Here is a 17,020-nt window from a genome sequence, read left to right as displayed (position 1 = left end):
CAGAGATAGCTCACAACCAGGACGCCCCTCGCGGGACGCCCCGGAGCATTCAGTGCCTTGTTACAGCCTCCTTGTCAGGCAAACACGAAACTGGAATCCGACAGATTAGCCAGTCCCACGCCCACCAGCGTCACGGCAAACTCGCCAATCTTCAGCACGGTATCGGCACCAGCCTGCGACGCATGCTGTCGCACGTCGTAGCCCTGCCCTGCGCCTTCGACGCCCATGAACAGCAGTTTGTCGCTGCCCTGATAGCCATTGATCGCATCGAAACCGAACGCACCGCTGAACAGAAAGGTGTTATTGCCACCCACCGCGTTCATCAGGTCGTTGCCGGCGCCGCCAACGAAGGTCACGTTGGCTTTATCGCTCTGCAGGTGATCGTTGCCGCCCAGACCGAACAGCCAATCGCCGTCAGCCGTGGCTTTCAGTGTGTCGCCGAGTGCGCCGCCGTTGAGCGAATGGTTGTACTGCGTCAGTTCACTGCCATTGGCCAGGCCTTTGGCGGTGACGTTCCAGGTGATTTCCTTGCTGCTCCACCACGAACCCGACTCCTTGCTCACCAGCGCGCCGATGTCGCGGGTCATGCTGATGCCGCCGTAGGCGTCGCGCACATACAAGGTGCCGTCGCCGTCATTGGCGAAGCTGAAGTTCTGCAACGGTTTTTGCAGTTCGAAGGTGTTGTGGCCCTGACCACCGAGGAGAATGTTGAAGCCGCCGTCATCGCGGAATCGATCGTCACCGGCGCGACCTTCAAGGAAGTCGTTGCCCGCCCCGCCCTTGAGCCAGTCGTTGCTGTCGGTGCCGATGATGAAGGTGCTGCCGGTGTGCGGTTCACCGCTGCGGCCCAAGTCTTCAACCCAGGTCTTGCCGCGCGACGCCTGCTCCAGATTGGACACGATGATGGTCGAGTCCTGGCTGGTGAGGTTGTAGAACTTCGAGTCGATCACCCGGTTCAAGCCGTCGGCATAACCGAGCGAACCGTGGGCCGACCAGCTCAGCGGATTGACGATGCTGAACGGCACGAGGTTCTGCGCGGTGGACGCGTAGTTGTCGTTGAAGTTGACGATGTTGTCGGTGGTCGAGGCATGCGGTGAGTCATGCTTGCCCAGCGAGCCGCTGCTGAAGGTGGTGCCGTCCAGCGCGCGGAACACCGGGTCATTTTCGTAGCCGATGTTCAACACGTTAGTGCCAGTGCTGCTCTGGGTCGGCGAAGCGAACGCGATGTAATTCGCGTCCTTGTAGAAACCGCCCCAGTTACTGGTGCTCAACTCCGCCACGCTGTTGACCCCGAGGCCGCCGAGGCTGTGGCCGCTGATCAAAACGTCCTTGGCCGCAATGCCATGGCTGGTGGCAAACGCAGCCACAGCCTTGAGCAAATTGTCGAAGGCGTTTTTCGCGTAATTGCTCGCGTAATCCACCGGGCCGACCGCTGCCAGCAGGTTGTTTTTCATGTCGCCGAAGGTGTCGCTGTAATCCAGCCCGCCGGTGCCACGAAAGGCCACGCCGATGCCGATCAGCTTGCCCGCCGCATCGTATTTTCCGAGCACTTCGGCCTCGGCGCTGGTGAAGCCGTCCTTCTCGCCGAAGAACGTACCCTGCGCGCCGACCTTGCCCTGATAGCCCAGCGCCGTGGCGCCAATCGGCGCCCAGGCAGTGGCCGGCAATGGCTGGCCGGTCGGTGTGTAGGCGTACAGCGTGAGGGCGATGGCGTCGCTGTACAACGCTTTGCCATCGGCATTTTTATAATCGAACAGTCCCATGTTGTGCTCTCTCTTCCTGTAATCAGAACGCCCAGTCGAGGGTCAGGCCGACACCGTGGTTCTTGTCATTCGAACCGATCAGGCCGTTGTAATCCAGATTCAGACGCGCATCTTTATTGAGTGCCAGACCCGCGCGCACACCGACTACGGCGGCGTTGCGATCCATCGACACGCTTTGCACGTTGAAGCCGCTGTTACCGTTGGCGAACGCCAGATGTTGCTCGGCGCCAGTGCTGCTCAGGTTGTGCTGCCAGCCGAGGGTCGCACCGAGTTCCAGTTGATGCTTGTCGCTCAGGGCAAAGGTGCGCTTGGCGCGTACGCCGAGGGTCGAGAGCACGGCTTCGCGGTTGTCTTCACCACCTTTGAGCGCGGCGGCATCACCCTTCTCGGTGAAGCTATCGCTGTTCAGGTGCACGTAAGCCAGATTGGCGAACGGCTCCAGATTCATCGGTTGCAGACCCAAGTCATACGCCGCTTCGGTGAACACCTGAGTGGTGGCCGCATCGCGTTTGGTTTTCTGTTTGCCGCTGACGTCAGCGAATTGCAGATCACGTTTGACGTCGATCCGGTGCCAAGTGTACGAGCCACCGACGCTCAGACGCAGCGCATCGATTTGATGCCCCAGATACGCACCCAAGTGATAGCTGTCGACCGACGCCGACGAGTGCGTGCCATCGCCCATGCTCAGTGAGCTGTCGCTATAACCGGTAACGAAACCCAGACGCGTATCTTCAGCAACCAAGCCGTCGACACCCGCCAGCAGGCCACCGATGGAGCTGGTGGAATCGGCATTCTCATGCCCGCCATCGCTTTTGCCCCAGGCACCCAGCACTTTCATCCAGACGTTGCTGCGATCATCGGTCGGTGCGCCAGCATCGAACATGTCGCGTTCGCGCAGACGTTCACCGACGGCATCGCGCAGGTAGCGGCTGTCGTTGAGCAGCATGGTGCCGATGGCCGGGTGAATCTCGCCGGACAGTTGCTGGAACGCGTTTTGTGCGACGGCAGCATTGGCCGACAACAGCAGGGTTTCGAACAACGCATTGCCTGCGCCCAGACGTTCAGCAGCCGCGCCGACTGCCCGTTGGTTTGGCGTCAGGCCGACACTGGCGAACGACGCGCCATTGCGCCCAACCTCAAGCTGAACGCCGCTCGCCGAGTAAGCGAGAGTTCCGCCAAGAAACGCGTAATCCGGCAATACCTGACCAAACTGGCCTTGAATGCCGCCGGCCGCTTGCAGGATGTTGAACTGGCTGCCGAGCAGGGATTGCACCTCGCCAGTGGTCAACAGGTTCGGGCTGTTTTCCAGAGACAGGGCGACGGTTGCGCCTTCGATCACGGCTGTACCGCCAGCGACGATGCGGTCGCTGCTGGTGGGCGAGACTTCTACGGCGTAGGTCGAACCCGGTTCAAACACTACGTCACCGGCGACATTCAAGGTGCCGATGGAGTTGCCCGGCGCCACGGTGCCGCCGCTTTTCGCAGTCAATGCCGCAATGCGCCCGTTACCGCCGAGGATGCCGCTGTCGTTGACCGTGACCGCCGATTGCAGCGAGCCATTGATCGCCAGTCGCCCCTGATTGACCAGGGTCGGGCCGCTGTAAGTGTTGGCGCCGGTCATTACCAGTGTGCCGATGCCCTGCTTGGTCAGACCGCCGTGCCCGGAAATGTCGTTGCGCCAGGTGTCGAGGCCGCACGTGATGTCGTTGCACAGCCGTTCGGTCGGTTTGCCCTGATCGATGATCGCGCCGATGCCCGGCAGATCGGCCACGAACTGGCTCGATCCGTATGCGCCTTCAATACGGAATTCCTGCGGAATGTCCTGCTCGGTGACGAACATCGCCGGGCCGTCGATACCCTTGCGCAGGTTGATCATGCCCCAGCCGTACAAGGCGTCGACGCCCGGTGCGCCGAGGTCGGTGGCGGTGGTACGCAACACGCTGGCGACTTGTGCGCCGGTCATGTACGGGAAGCGTTCCATCAGCACCGCCATGGAACCGGCCACATGCGGCGCGGCCATCGAAGTGCCGTTGTAATTTTTGTAGCCGGTGGTCAGGTTGTCGGCGTTGGTGCCTTCGATGATCGCGCTGAAGATTTTCGTGCCCGGCGCCGAGACGCAGAAGCTCGCGGTGTAGCCGCAACGCGACGAGAACGTGCTCATGATGTACGGATTGGCGCTGGCCAGATCCGGGTTCTTTTGCAACGCGGCGACGGTGATCCAGTTCGGTGCGATCTCCGGCACGAAGTAGCCGAGGCCGGCGATGGCGTCCGGGTTGTTCAGGTTGTAATCGTTGCCGGCGGCGAAGATCGTCACGATCCCGCTGCGTGCGGCGGCGATTGCGCCGTCATAGGCGCCGCCCGGTTTGGTGCCGAGCAACGTGCTGATTTCGTTGAACTGCAGTTGCGCGTCGTTGACCGTGAAGTGCGGGTACGCCGGGTCTTTGCCACCGAGATCGAAACGGTCGGTGATGCCGATGCCCCAGCTGTTATTGATGATTCGCGCGCCGCTGGCAATCAGTGCATCCCAACCGGCCTTGTATACCGCGCCGTCGTTGCCACGGACGATGCCGTCTTCCGGGCCGGGGTCGCCGTTATCGGCGCTGATGATCTGCGCACCGAAGGCTACGCCGTGCATCACGCCACCGTCGCGGCTACCCGCTGCAATACCACCAACGTGGGTGCCGTGGGCGCCGAGTTTGCCGTCGAAGCCGACCGAGGGCGAGCCGTCATAGCGGAACGCATCGCCGGCTTTGACCGGGATGTACGGGTCGGTGTATTCGCGAATGCCGCTGGTGACCAGCGTGACGACTTTATTGGTGCCGGAGAACTCCGGGTGTGCGGCGTACACCGGCTGGTCGAAGATCCCCAGTTTCACGCCTTTGCCGGTGTAGCCAGCGGCGTAAGCGTGATCGGCGCCAATCGCGCCGAGGCCCCAATCGGCCTGGAACTCAGTGCTGCGCCAACTGCCGGCATCCCCGGTCCGGCCATTTTCCACATAAGGCACCGCGTGAGCGCTGCCTGCTGTGGCCAAGGCGCAGAGCACCGCAGCGTTAAGGGTTTTCAAGCGAAAGCATCCACCCGATAGCGCGGGTGTTTTGTTGTTATTCATCCAGCGACCTTCCTTAGTTGTGTTGCGAAAATTCCGTGTATTCCCCGATATGCTCGGGACCCCTGTGGCGAGGGGATTTATCCCCGTTCGGCTGCGCAGCAGTCGCAAGACCATTCACCTCGGTCTGGCCGACAGAACGCAGGGGGCCGATGCGCGACCCAACGGGGATAAATCCCCTCGCCACAGGGTCGCGTTCAGTCAGTGTCAAAACTGCCAGTTCAGGCTCAGTCCCACCCCGTGATTCTTCTCGCGGCTGGCCAGTTGGCCGGTGTAATCAAGGTTCACGCGCACATCGCGGGTCAGCGCCAGGCTGGCTTTGACACCGACCAGCGCCGCGTCACGTACCAGCGGCGAACTCTCCACCGCAAACGCGCTGCCACCGCTGGCGAAGCGCAGATGTTGTTCGGATTCGATGTCGCTCAGGCTGTGCTGCCAGCCAAGATGCCCGCTCAGGTCCAGCGCTTGGCCGGCGGACAGATTGATTGTCTTGAGCGCCCGCACGCCGAGGGTACTGAGCACCGCATCGCGCTGGTCGTCGCCGCTTTTCAGCGCGGCAGCATCGCCCTTCTCGGTGAAGCCATCGGTGTTCAGGTGCACATAAGCGAGGTTGGCGAAGGGTTCCAGCGCCAGTGGTTGCAGGTCGAGCCGGTAAGCCGCCTCACCGAACACCTGGGTGGTGGCCGCATCGACTTTGGCTTTCTGTTTGGCGCTGACGTCGCCGTACTGCAAGTCGCGTTTCACATCGGCGCGATGCCAGCTGTAGGCGGCACCCGTGCTCAGGCGCCAGGCACCGATTTCGTGCCCGGCGTACGCACCGAGGTGATAGCTGTCGACCTTGGCCGAGGAATGCGTGCCCGACCCCATGCTCAGCGAGCTGTCGCTGTAACCGGTGACCAGACCGATGCGCGTTTGCTCGTCGAGCGCGCCGTCGACACCGGCCAGCAGTCCGCCGATCGAAGTGCTGTAACCGGCAGTCTCATGGCTGGAATCAGTCGTGCCCCAGGCGCCAAGGGTTTTGATCCAGCCGTTGCTTTGCGCGCCGGATGCATCGTGCAGGCGTTCGCCGACGGCATCGCGCAACTGGCGGCTGTCGTTGATCAACATTGAGCCAAGGGCCGGGTAGATTTCCCCGCTGAGTTGCTGGAAGGCTTGTTGTGCATCGCTGGCGGATGCCGACAACAGCAGGCTTTCGTACACCGAATTGCCGGCGCCGAGACTTTCTGCCGCAGTCGCTACAGAGCGTTGATTCGGCGTTTGGCCGACGCTGGCGAAAGTCGTCGCGTTGCGTTCGACGTTCAATTGAATGCCGTTGCCGGTGTAAGCGAGATTGCCGCCGATGAACAGGTAATCCGGCAGCACAGCGCCGAACCGGCCTTGAATGCCGCCCGCCGCTTGCAGGATGTCGTACTGCCGGCCGAGCAAGCTGCGTGCCTCGGGTGCGCTGAGCAGGGTCGGACTGTTTTCCAGCGACAGACTGACGGTGGCGCCACTGACAGTCGCTGTGCCGCCGGCAACGATGCGATCGCTGATGGTTGGCGACAGCTCCACGGCGTAAGTCGAACCCAGCGCGAAGGTCACGTCACCGGCCACATTCAAGGTCCCTATGGAATTGCCCGGCGCAACACGAGCGCCGCTGTTGGCCGTCAACGCGCCGATGCGTCCAGAACCGCCGAGGGTGGCGCTGTCATTCACGGTGACCGCCGAAGTCAGCGAGCCGTTGACCGTAAGCAGACCGCCATTGACCGTGGTCGGGCCACGATAAGTGTTGTCGCCCGTCAGCGTCAGCCACCCTGCCCCGGACTTGACCAGGCTGCCCTGATAAACCCGGTTGCTGGCCGCCGCATCGCGCGCCATGCCTACCGCGTAGTCGGTCTGATCCTGCTGACTGGCGTTGGTCGCAACGCCGTTCTGCCAGCCCTTGTTTTGCAGGGTTTGCTGCCAGGCGCTGTGCTCGGCGAGGTCTTCGCTTTGACGCTGGATCAGCGCCTTGTCAGAGATGTTGTTGCTCCACACGTCAGCCTGGCCGCCCGCCAGATTGGCATCGAACGCGCCGAGCAATTGCCCCGGCCCGCGCATGGCCCGATTCAGGTTGGCGACGCCCCAGCCGACGCGTTCGGTCGGTGCGTCCGTCACGGAACCGTCGAGCTGGGTGGCGGTGGTCAGCAGCACTTCAAGCGCCTGCTGATTGTTCATATATGGATAGCGTTCCATCACCAACGCCAAGGCGCCGGTGGCATGTGGCGCCGACATTGAAGTGCCGGACTTGATCGCATAACCGCCGCCGGGAATGGTGCTGTCGATCTTCGCGCCGGGGGTGGTGATGCACCAGTATTTGGCGATGCCGCACTGGTTGTACTTCTGCTGATTGCCTTGATCGAGGCCCGACACCGCCAGCCAGTGACCTTCCAGATCCGGCTGAAAATACGGCAGCGCCGAGCGCACGCTGGCGTTCGGATAGCCGCTGTTACCGGCGCTGAACACGTTGATCACGCCGCGCCGCGAAACGTCCGCTGCCGCATCCAGCCAGGTGCCTTTGTTCCAGTGTTGAGCATAAGCAGCGTGCAGATCGGCCAGCGTCCGGTAACTGACATCCGGTGGCTGACTGCCCCAGCTGTTGTTGATCGCGCGCACGCCGGCGTCGGCCATAGCGTCGTAAACCGCTTTGAAATAACGCGGATCGGGATTGGGGCCGAACAGGAAACTGTCGTTCTTGTTGGTGTTGCCGACGTAGATCTGCGCGTTGTACGCCACACCGTGCATGCCAGCGCCATCGCGCGATGCGCCCATGGTGCCGACCACGTGGGTGCCGTGGGAATCGTTGTTCGGGTTGAGGGTGCCGTTGACGCTGAACAGCGAACCGTCGACAAAGCTGCCACTGGCATTGACCGGGTGATAGCGATCGCTGGCGAACTCTGGGTGGGCAGCATCGAAGCCGGAATCGAGGGCGCCGATTTTCACCCCTTTGCCCGTGATGCCGGCGGCGTAGGCCTGGTCGGCTTGCATACGGGACAGTCCCCAGTCGCGCAGGAATTCCGCACTGCGCCAACTGGCGGCGTCGCCGGGTTTGCCGGTTTCAAGGTATTGCGCCTGGGCCTGGGTTGCAGAAATCACAAGCAACAGGCTGCCGACCGTGATCGGCTTGATGCGTACTTCCATGTTCACTACTCGCTTTTTTGGCGTTTTTAGAGTTTTAAACCCCGATCGTTGGGGTGGTTTTGCGGTGTTGCTTCGAATGGCGTACGGCTCAAAATCGCTGCCCTCACCCCAGCCCTCCCGAAACGTCGGACCGCCCCGAGGGAGAGGGGGTCGACCGAGGTGTCTCGGGTTTTACGTCGACCTGAAAGATCGGGTCGATTGTGGATTCGGTACAGCAGGTCCAGGTCGATGTAGTTCTAGAGCATCCCCGGACCAGTCCCCTCTCCCCTTGGGAGAGGGTTAGGGTGAGGGCCACTCTCAAGCCATGCACATCAACGTCGAGCCACACCAAACGCTTCATCCACCCGCGCCAGATCCTGCTCGCTCAAGGTCCCGGCGTAGTAATGCAACTTGGTCCACGCCATCAGATAGTCGTAGCGCGCCTGCGCCAGATCGCGGCGCGTGGTAAACAGCTGCTGCTCGGCATTCAGAGCATCCAGATTGACCCGCTCACCGCCAAGAATGCTCTGCTTGGTCGACACCACCAGCGCCTCGGCCGAACTCAGCGCTTTCTGATAAGCGCGCAACTTGTTCACCCCCGACAGACACGCGCTGAACTGCCGCCGCAGCTCGATCAGCGTCTCGCGCGTCTTGCCGTCCAGCTCATATTCAGCCTGTTCCATGGTGCGGCTGGCCTGGCGCGTCGAGGCCGACACGCCGCCGCCGGCATACAGCGGCACGTTGACTTCAAAACCGATGGTGTTGGTTTCATAGCGCTGGTTATAGGTGTTGCCGCTTTCCGATTCGTTCTGGCGCAACGACGCATAGGCGCTGACCTTCGGCAGATGCCCGGCGCGGTTGCGTTCCACTTCATAACGCGCAACTTCCACCGCTTGGCGTTGCGACGCCAGGTTCGGGTTATTGGTGATCGCCAGTTCGTGCCAGGTGTCGTAATTGGCCGGCAGCAACGCGAACGTCTGGAAATTCTGATCCAGCGGCGCGAGGTCGTTGATGTCGACCGCAGGCACGCCGATCAGTGCTCCAAGTTCACGCAGCGAGGCGTCTTGCTCGTCACGCGCCTCGATCTCCTCGGCGGTCGCCAGTTCATAGCGCGACTCGGCTTCGAGGATGTCGGTGCGGGTGCCCTCGCCTTGCTTGAACATGTGCTCGTTCTGCTGGAACTGCTGCTCATAGGCCTTTTTCTTGGCCTGAGCGATGTCGATCTGATCCTGCGCGAACAAGGCCTTGGTGTAGTTATCCAGCACCCGTACCAGCAATTCCTGACTCTTGCCGCGAAAGTTCTCATCGGCGAACAGCGACTGCGCCACGCCCTTGCGATACGCGGCATACGCCTCGTAGTCGAGCAACGGTTGTTGCAGGGTCAGGCTCGATCCGTAACTGTTGTAGTTGCGTTTGTCGGTGTCGTTGTTGCGTGCGCGCTCATCGAGCGAGGTGGCTTTTGATGAGTTGCGGCCCTTGTTGTAGTTGTAACCGAGTTTGGGCAACAGCCCGGCGCGGCCGATGGCGCGGTTTTCCAGACCGGCATCACGCTCCTTGATCGCACCGAGGAACACCGGGTCATTGCGCAACGCCTGTTCGTAAATCTCGAACGGCCCCATGGCCGCCAGTGCACTGTTGCCCGCCAGCAGCGCGAACGCTGCCGTCAGCATCGAAAACTTATTCATACAGCCGAACATCCTTATTCTTCGGTCAACGCGGAGCCGGCCCGATCGAGCAGCGGTTTGAACAGGTAGTTGAGCAGTGACCGTTCGCCCGTGCGCACGAACATTTCTGCCGGCATACCCGGCTTGATCACCAGACCGTTGAGTTTTTCCATGGCCTGATCGCTGACGCTGCTGCGCAACACGTAATACGGCGCGCCGGTTTTCTCGTCGATCATCTGGTCGGCGGAAATCAGGCTGACCTCACCCGGCACGCGCGGGGTTTTGCTCTGGTTGAACGCGGTAAACAGAATGTCCACCGGCAAGTGCGGACCGACCTTGTCGATCAGGTTGATCGGCAGGTGGCCTTCGACTTCCAGACGCGTGCCTTGCGGGACGATTTCCAGCAGGGTTTCCCCCTGCCGCACCACGGCGCCTTCGGTGTGCACACCGAGATTGACCGCCACGCCGTCGGAGGTGGCGACAATCTCGCTGTGTTGCAGGTCGAAACCGGCGGAGGTCAGTTGCTCGGACAGGGTCACGCTTTTCAACTGCGCTTCGGCCAGTTGCGTGCGCACTTCCTTCTGATATTCCTCGCTGTGCTGTTGCAGTTTCAGGCGCGACTCGAGGATGCCCTGCTCGACCCGACCACTTTCACCGGTGTTCTCCGCCAGTTGCTGCTGCACTTGCGACAGCTGACGCTGGTAATCCATCAAGCGGTTGCGCGGGATGTAGCCGTTGTCCGCCAGCGGTTGCAAATTGCTCAACTGCTGTTGCAGCGAACTGGCCTGAGCGGTCAGGTCGGTGCGCGCGCGACGCATGCCGGCCAATTGCGCGGTGGCGCCCTCGATACTCGCGCGGAGTCCGGCCTGCTCACGGTAAAACGCTTCGCGGCGGCTGCTGAACAGTTGGCGTTGGCCTTCTAGCACCAACGCCAGACGCGGATCCGGGTCATTGCTCAATTCGGCCGGGAAAGTCACTTGCTTGAGGTTGTCGCGCTCGGCTTCCCAGCGCGCCTGGCTGGCCCACGCCATGCGGTACTGCGCTTGCAGCGATTGCACGTCGGCGGCGACCTGAGTCTGGTCGAGGCGGAACAGCGGCTGGCCCTGTTTAACGATTTCGCCTTCGCGCACCAGAATCCGGCTGACCACGCCGCTGCTCATCGACTGCACGGCTTTACGCTTGCCGGAGACTACGACAGTGCCTTGCACCGGAATCCCCTGATCCAGCGGCGCCAAAGCCGCCCAGGTGAAGAAGCTGCCCGCGCCGACCACCGCCAGTATCCAGCCCATGCGTGCGAAAAATTTCGCATCGCGCTCCGGGCGCTCGGTGATGTAAGCGTGTTCCATGGTTGCTTCGTTTTCAGTGTTCATGCGTGCGCTGGTCATACACCCGAATTCCTTGTCGTGGGCTGGTACTGCCGGCTCATGCTGAGCCCGCCCGGTGCTTGCGCAGGTTTTTCCCGTGATTGCTCCCGTTGTTGTTCCTGATTGCCGGACAGCGCTTTAAGCACGTCCTGACTCGGGCCGAAGGCTTGCAGACGACCGTCGTTGAGCACCAGCAATTTGTCGGCCTGGGCCAGTACCGAGGAACGGTGCGTCACCAGCACCACTGTCGTGCCCTGAGCCTTGAGTTGCACGATGGCGCTGGACAGCGCCGCCTCGCCAACGGTATCGAGATTGGAGTTCGGTTCATCCAGCACCACCAGGCTCGGCGTGCCATAGATCGCACGGGCCAAGGCCACACGTTGTTTCTGGCCGCCGGACAAGCCGCTGCCGTCCTCGCCCAGTTGTGTGTCATAGCCTTGCGGCATGCGCAGGATCATCTCGTGCACGCCGGCCTGTTGCGCAGCGGCCACGACTTTTTGCGGATCAGCGTCGCTGAAACGCGCAATGTTCTCGGCGATGCTGCCGCTGAACAGTTCGATGTCTTGTGGCAGGTAGCCGATGTACGGGCCGAGTTGGTCGCGGTTCCAGCGATGGATGTCCGCGCCGTCCAGCCGCACTGTGCCGCCGAGGGTTGGCCAGACGCCGACCAGTACTCGCGCCAAAGTCGATTTGCCGGAGCCGGAAGCACCGAGTACGCCAAGCACTTCACCCGCCGCCAGATTGAAATTGACCATCTGCAGAGTCGCCGCGCGCTGTCCCGGAGGGCCGGCGCTGACTTGTTCGAAGGTGATCTGGCCTTTCGGCGCCGGCAGTGCCATGGCCTCATCGCTCGGCGGATACGCTTGCAACAACGAATCGAGACGACGGTAAGCGAGCTTCGCCCCGCTCCACTGTTTCCACACGGCAATCAACTGGTCGATCGGGCTGAGCACGCGGCCCATCAGGATCGAACCGGCAATCATCATCCCGGCAGTCATGTCACCCTTGATCACCAGCAACGCGCCGAGGCCCAGCACCAGCGATTGCAGGCACAGACGCAGGGTTTTACTCAGGGAACTGATCACCGCGCCAGTGTCGCTGGCCTGGTTTTGCAGACCGAGGAAGCGCGAATGCACCTGGAACCAGCGCTTGCGCAGCGCACCGAGCATGCCCATCGCCTGAATGGTTTCGGCGTTGTGCAGGTGACTGGTGGCCAGTTGGCTGGATTTCTGCGAAAAACCGGCGGCTTCGCCCAGTGGTTTCTTGGTCATGTATTCGTTGAGGCACGCCAGCGCGATCAGCAGCAGCGCGCCGGCCGTGGCGAGTACGCCGAGCCAGACGTTGAACAGGTAAATCACAAACAGATACACCGGGAACCACGGCGCGTCGAAAAACGCGAACAGCGCAGGCCCGGTGACAAATTGGCGGATGTGCGTCAGGTCGCCCAGCGACTGGCCGGCGTTGCCCTCGCCCTTGAACAGGTTGCGCTCGAACGCGGCCTGGTAGACCCGCAGGTTGAAACGCCGCTCCAGCTGACTGCCGATGCGGATCACGATGAAGCTGCGCACCACTTCCAGCAGGCCGATAAATGCGAAGAAACCGACGACCATCAGCGACAGCATCACCAGCGTGGTTTCGTTCTGCGAAGACAGCACGCGGTCGTAGACCTGCAACATATAGATAGAGGGCACCAGCATCAGCACGTTGATCAGTGCGGTAAAGCAGCCGACGCTGATCAGGATGCTTTTATAGTCACCCAATGCCTTGAATAAGGGAGCAGTGGCTGGGGCCTTAGCCATCTTCATTGTTCATTCCTGAAAAATATTCTTCGCCACTCTCTGGCGCGTCTTCGATTAATAGTCCGCGCACCGGGCGCGGATGTACTTTGCAATGGTCCGCTTACACTTTGATAACAACTTCGCGGATCAACTCCGGCGTCAGCGTTATCGCAGTCAGGCTTATAACTGCAGCGAGGCTACTTATATAAAAATCTGCAGCGATTTTGCTGTTCAGGGCTGTTGCGCAGCACGTTGCAACGTAATAACCAGACCCGACTTCAAAGTGCTCAGATAAAGCCCATCACGTTGTCGGCTGAAGAACTGGATTCTTGAGCCTTCCTTGCCGGTAATGGACAAACCATCGGGATCGGGAAACCAGCCGATTGGCGTTTGTTCAAGCCAGGCGCCCAGGCACTCGGCGCCTTTGCCCAGCGTCTGGTTGGATTCAAGTTCAATCAGGCAGGTATTCGACGGTTTGTCTTGTTGCGCCTGGGCCTCGGGCGCTTCATCGCGGGCGGTCAGGGTCGCTTGCCACTGGCCGGCAAACATCGATGGGTCTTCAAGTCTGAGGCTGCTTGCCATGGTTGTTGCTCCAGAAATCGTCATCAGCGTCGGCAATAGCCATAGCGCTGCCTTGTGCGTAAAAGCGCGTAGGGTCATGGGAAATTTCGCTCCGGTGCGTAGCCTTGCGTACAGCGCAGGGCGATGCAAGTAAAGAAAGCGGCGCGTGTGCGCCGCTTTCTGCCTTCACATCAGGCCACGATGTCGCTCAGTGCTGCCTGGCCAACGGTGCTGACCTGGAAATCTGCCGAGCCATGCCCGGAGAAGTCCACCGACAGCAGGCTGTTGCCGCCAGAGTTGCTCAGCACCGCATCACCCGCCGCGCCGGTGAAAGCGCTGACGAAGTGCAGACCCGCACCTTTGGTGATCCCGGTCAGGTCGATTTTGTCCAGACCGCTGACAAAGTCGAGGATCTGATCGATCGCACCAGGCTTGGAATCGGAGCTGGCAGCGAACACAAAGGTGTCCGAACCCGCGCCGCCCCACAGCTTGTCGGCACCGCCGGCGCCCCAAAGGATGTCATTGCCTGCACCACCCTTCAGTTCGTTGGCTACGCTGTTGCCAATCAGCAGATCGTTGCCCGAACCGCCAATCGCGTTCTCGATGGTGGCGCCCTTGGCGATGGACACGTTGCCCACCATGCCGCCAACGTCGGAGAACGAGGCTTCATTGAGGTTGATCTTCTGGTTCTGGGTGAACCCCGAGAAGTCCAGAGTATCCTTGCCGCCTGCATCCCAGACCGAGAACACCACTTTGTCGGACGACGACGAGGCGCTGAGGAAATCGCGGCCGGCGTTGGAGTTGAAGCCGTAGGTGGTATCACCGGTACGGGTGGTCAGGTTGGCCCCGTAGAGTTTCTGGATCGCTGCGATGTCATCCATCAGCGGGCCGGAGGAATAAGCTTCCACGCCGCCCTTGCTGAAGTTCTGACTGGTGTTGTTTTCGCTCCAGTAGCTCATGACGCTGTAACCGCGGGTGTCTTGCCCGTAGGAAGCGTCGTTGTAGGTCGGGTTGCCATTGCCGGCGTTGTAGTCGCCCGGATGCGCAAGGCCCAGCGAGTGGCCGATCTCGTGGGTCAGCGTCTGACGGCCGTAGTTGTTCAGCTCCGGGTTTTTGTTCTGCGTGTAGCTGCTGTTGATCAGGTACCACGAGGTGCCGTCATAACCAGCGCCGGACCCTGGTAGATAGGCGAACGCTGCCGCGCCATCCTGGCCGCCACTGTAGTTGCCGAAGGTCATGTGGCCGTCACCGCCGGTAGCTTTCTCGGTGAAGGTGAGGTTGGCCACATCGGCCCAGGATTGCATGGCGAGCTTGGCCTGGGTTTGCTGTTGAGTACTGAACTGACTGAACCCGGAGATCCCGTGCTTGTTCATCGTGCTCGATGAAGCAGAAGTCAGGAACGTGTAGGTGAGTTCGATCTTGCCGCTGCCATCCTTGTCCTGGTAGGCAGCGCCGTCGCGCAGCAACTGGGTTGCGGCCTGGTCGACGGAAAAGGAGGGTTTGCCATTGACCGTGAGGTTGCCGCCGCGATCATACTGATGGCTGAAGCTATTGATCTGGTTATACGCCGTACTGGATGCAGCCAGTGGTTGCGGCGCCGCGCCCAGCTGAAAAGCCTGTTCGGCGGTATCAATAGCGTTCGTTTTTATTTTCGACATAAACACACTTCCTTGTTTAGCAAATGGAACAGTTTTTGTCAGATAGCAACAACCCCTGGCGAGATTGTCCTATCACTCGCCCAATGAAGGCGTAAGAAACCTGACACAATTTGAAATCTACCGTCTAGTGATTTTTCGATATCAAATTGAACTGTCCCGGAAAAGTCCCGTAAACAAAGGGTATAGCGCCGAAAGATTGTCGTAAGTTTGGTACCTTTGCCTAATTGTCTGACGATTTTCTATTTAAATATTAAATATGGGTAAGTTGTTTTTTGTCGGTCATGTCTCACTTTATGCAAGTGCCAGTGCATTGATATCACCTACTTCAGAACAATATCCCCACCCCTGTAGGAGCTGACGAGTGCAACGAGGCTGCGATCTTTTGATCTTGTTTTTAACAATCAAAGTCAAAAGATCGCAGCCTCGTTGCGCTTGACAGCTCCTACAGGAGGAAATGCGTGGATCGGCGTTTTAGCCGGTTTCGGCAGGCTTAGCTGCCGGTGCGGATCTTGTTCCACACCCGCGTACGAATCCGGTCGATATTCAGCGGCATGGCTTCGAGCGCGAACAGTTTGCTCATCATTTCCGGGCTCGGGTAAACCTTGGTGTCGTTCTTGATCGCCGGGTCGATCAGGCTGTCAGCCTGTTCATTGCCATTGGCGTAGTGCACATGGTTGCTGATGCCGGCCATTACATCCGGGCGCAGCAGGTAGTTCATGAACGCGTAACCGGCCTTCTCGTCCGGTGCATCGGCGGGCATGGCGACCATGTCGAACCAGATCGCCGCGCCTTCCTTGGGGATCGAATAACCAATTTCTATGCCGTTCTTCGCTTCCTTGGCGCGGTTTTCCGCTTGCAGGATGTCGCCGGAGAAACCAACCGCAACGCAGATGTCGCCGTTGGCCAGGTCGCTGGTGTACTTCGATGAGTGGAAATAGCTGACGTACGGCCGCACCTTCATCAGCAAGGCCTGGGCCTTTTTGTAGTCTTCCGGATTTTGGCTGTGGTGCGGCAAGCCGAGGTAATTGAGGGCTGCGGGCAACAATTCCGGGCCATTGTCGAGGATTGCCACGCCGCACTTCTGCAGTTTCTCCATGTATTCGGGCTTGAAGATCAGGTCCCAGGAATCCAGTGGCGCGTTGTCGCCTAGTACTTCTTTGATCTTGGCGACGTTATAGCCGATACCGGTGCTGCCCCACAGGTACGGGAAGCCGTGTTCGTTGCCCGGATCATTGGTCTGCAAGGCCTTGAGCAACACGGGATTGAGATTTTTCCAGTTCGGTAGCTGGCTCTTGTCGAGCTTTTTCAAAGCTCCGCCCTGAATTTGCCGCGCCATGAAGTGGTTGGACGGGAACACCACGTCGTAGCCGGATTTTCCGGTCATCAGCTTGCCGTCGAGGGTTTCATTGCTGTCGTAGACGTCGTAGGTGACGCCGAAACCGGTGTCCTTCTCGAAGTTTTTCGTGGTGTCCGGCGCAATGTAGTCGGACCAGTTGTACACCTTGACCGTCTCGGCCGCGTGACTGAGTGAGGCGACCAGCAGCAGCGGCGCCAACGCGAGGGTTTTCTGGATCATGGGCGATTCCTGTAGGGGTTATTGTTGTTTGGCAGGCAATCAAAGATCGAAACAATCAGAAAATCAGGACGTAGCTCTTGCGCACGGTCTCCTGGATATCCCAGATACCAAGCGTATTGGCCGGCAACATCAGTGCGTCGCCACCTTGTATGTGCAGGGTTTCGCCGCCGCCGTCCGGGGTGAACGTGCAACGCCCGGAAATGAAGTGGCAGAACTCTTGCGCGGTGATCTGCCGGCGCCAGCGGCCCGGCGTGCATTCCCAGACGCCGGTTTCAACGCCGTCGTCGCGCTCGACGCTGGTGGTCGAGGCAATCGCTACCGGCGTGCCAAGCGGCACGGCCACCGGATTGGATTCTTCCAGTTGCAGGCTGGCGGTGTTCTTGAATTGGGTGATGCTCATGGCGTTACCTGT

General features: G+C 60.4%; 10 protein-coding genes. All 10 read right to left on the bottom strand.

Annotation, left to right across the window (positions count from 1 at the left end; translation table 11 throughout):
* Window positions 1-74: 74 nt before the first annotated feature.
* Entirely contained in the window at window positions 75-1,763 is a 1,689-nt protein-coding gene (locus ACP7EE_RS08530; protein ID WP_426234203.1) for a polyurethane esterase, read from the bottom strand.
* A 22-nt stretch (window positions 1,764-1,785) separates the two neighbouring features.
* On the bottom strand, window positions 1,786-4,872 hold the full coding sequence (locus ACP7EE_RS08525) for an autotransporter domain-containing protein (RefSeq protein ID WP_426234202.1): 3,087 nt from the start codon (window positions 4,870-4,872) through the stop codon (window positions 1,786-1,788).
* A 204-nt stretch (window positions 4,873-5,076) separates the two neighbouring features.
* Window positions 5,077-8,028 carry an autotransporter domain-containing protein gene (locus ACP7EE_RS08520; protein WP_426234201.1) on the bottom strand — a complete coding sequence of 984 codons (2,952 nt, stop codon included), beginning with the start codon at window positions 8,026-8,028 and terminating at the stop codon, window positions 5,077-5,079.
* Between the two features lie 311 nt (window positions 8,029-8,339).
* Window positions 8,340-9,704, bottom strand: coding sequence for a TolC family outer membrane protein (locus tag ACP7EE_RS08515; protein WP_426234200.1), 1,365 nt, complete (start codon window positions 9,702-9,704; stop codon window positions 8,340-8,342).
* Window positions 9,705-9,706: 2 nt separating this feature from the next.
* Window positions 9,707-11,056, bottom strand: a complete 1,350-nt coding sequence (locus ACP7EE_RS08510) for an HlyD family type I secretion periplasmic adaptor subunit (protein ID WP_420650738.1) — start codon at window positions 11,054-11,056, stop codon at window positions 9,707-9,709.
* Entirely contained in the window at window positions 11,053-12,840 is a 1,788-nt protein-coding gene (locus ACP7EE_RS08505; RefSeq protein WP_426234199.1) for a type I secretion system permease/ATPase, read from the bottom strand. Before ACP7EE_RS08505 ends, ACP7EE_RS08510 begins: the two co-directional genes overlap by 4 nt.
* Window positions 12,841-13,044: 204 nt before the next feature.
* The gene (locus ACP7EE_RS08500; protein WP_426200776.1) at window positions 13,045-13,473 is read right to left on the bottom strand and encodes an AprI/Inh family metalloprotease inhibitor; all 429 of its coding nucleotides are present in this window, start codon (window positions 13,471-13,473) and stop codon (window positions 13,045-13,047) included.
* Between the two features lie 92 nt (window positions 13,474-13,565).
* On the bottom strand, window positions 13,566-15,032 hold the full coding sequence (locus ACP7EE_RS08495) for a serralysin family metalloprotease (RefSeq protein ID WP_426234198.1): 1,467 nt from the start codon (window positions 15,030-15,032) through the stop codon (window positions 13,566-13,568).
* A 490-nt stretch (window positions 15,033-15,522) separates the two neighbouring features.
* Entirely contained in the window at window positions 15,523-16,608 is a 1,086-nt protein-coding gene (locus ACP7EE_RS08490; protein WP_426234197.1) for a polyamine ABC transporter substrate-binding protein, read from the bottom strand.
* A 55-nt stretch (window positions 16,609-16,663) separates the two neighbouring features.
* On the bottom strand, window positions 16,664-17,008 hold the full coding sequence (locus tag ACP7EE_RS08485) for a cupin domain-containing protein (RefSeq protein ID WP_420650743.1): 345 nt from the start codon (window positions 17,006-17,008) through the stop codon (window positions 16,664-16,666).
* Window positions 17,009-17,020: the final 12 nt, after the last annotated feature.

The sequence above is a fragment of the Pseudomonas sp. TWP3-2 genome (genome assembly GCF_049897765.1).
Lineage (GTDB): Bacteria > Pseudomonadota > Gammaproteobacteria > Pseudomonadales > Pseudomonadaceae > Aquipseudomonas.
The sequence above is the reverse complement of the archived record's forward strand: the minus strand, read 5'-3'. Positions and strand labels throughout refer to the sequence as shown.

Excerpts from the sequence above, each read along its gene's own strand:
- ACP7EE_RS08500 (WP_426200776.1), bottom strand. The coding sequence starts at position 13,473 with ATGACCCTACGCGCTTTTACGCACAAGGCAGCGCTATGGCTATTGCCG.
- ACP7EE_RS08485 (WP_420650743.1), bottom strand. The coding sequence starts at position 17,008 with ATGAGCATCACCCAATTCAAGAACACCGCCAGCCTGCAACTGGAAGAA.
- ACP7EE_RS08520 (WP_426234201.1), bottom strand. The coding sequence starts at position 8,028 with ATGGAAGTACGCATCAAGCCGATCACGGTCGGCAGCCTGTTGCTTGTG.
- ACP7EE_RS08490 (WP_426234197.1), bottom strand. The coding sequence starts at position 16,608 with ATGATCCAGAAAACCCTCGCGTTGGCGCCGCTGCTGCTGGTCGCCTCA.
- ACP7EE_RS08495 (WP_426234198.1), bottom strand. The coding sequence starts at position 15,032 with ATGTCGAAAATAAAAACGAACGCTATTGATACCGCCGAACAGGCTTTT.
- ACP7EE_RS08510 (WP_420650738.1), bottom strand. The coding sequence starts at position 11,056 with ATGACCAGCGCACGCATGAACACTGAAAACGAAGCAACCATGGAACAC.
- ACP7EE_RS08530 (WP_426234203.1), bottom strand. The coding sequence starts at position 1,763 with ATGGGACTGTTCGATTATAAAAATGCCGATGGCAAAGCGTTGTACAGC.
- ACP7EE_RS08515 (WP_426234200.1), bottom strand. The coding sequence starts at position 9,704 with ATGTTCGGCTGTATGAATAAGTTTTCGATGCTGACGGCAGCGTTCGCG.
- ACP7EE_RS08525 (WP_426234202.1), bottom strand. The coding sequence starts at position 4,872 with ATGAATAACAACAAAACACCCGCGCTATCGGGTGGATGCTTTCGCTTG.
- ACP7EE_RS08505 (WP_426234199.1), bottom strand. The coding sequence starts at position 12,840 with ATGAAGATGGCTAAGGCCCCAGCCACTGCTCCCTTATTCAAGGCATTG.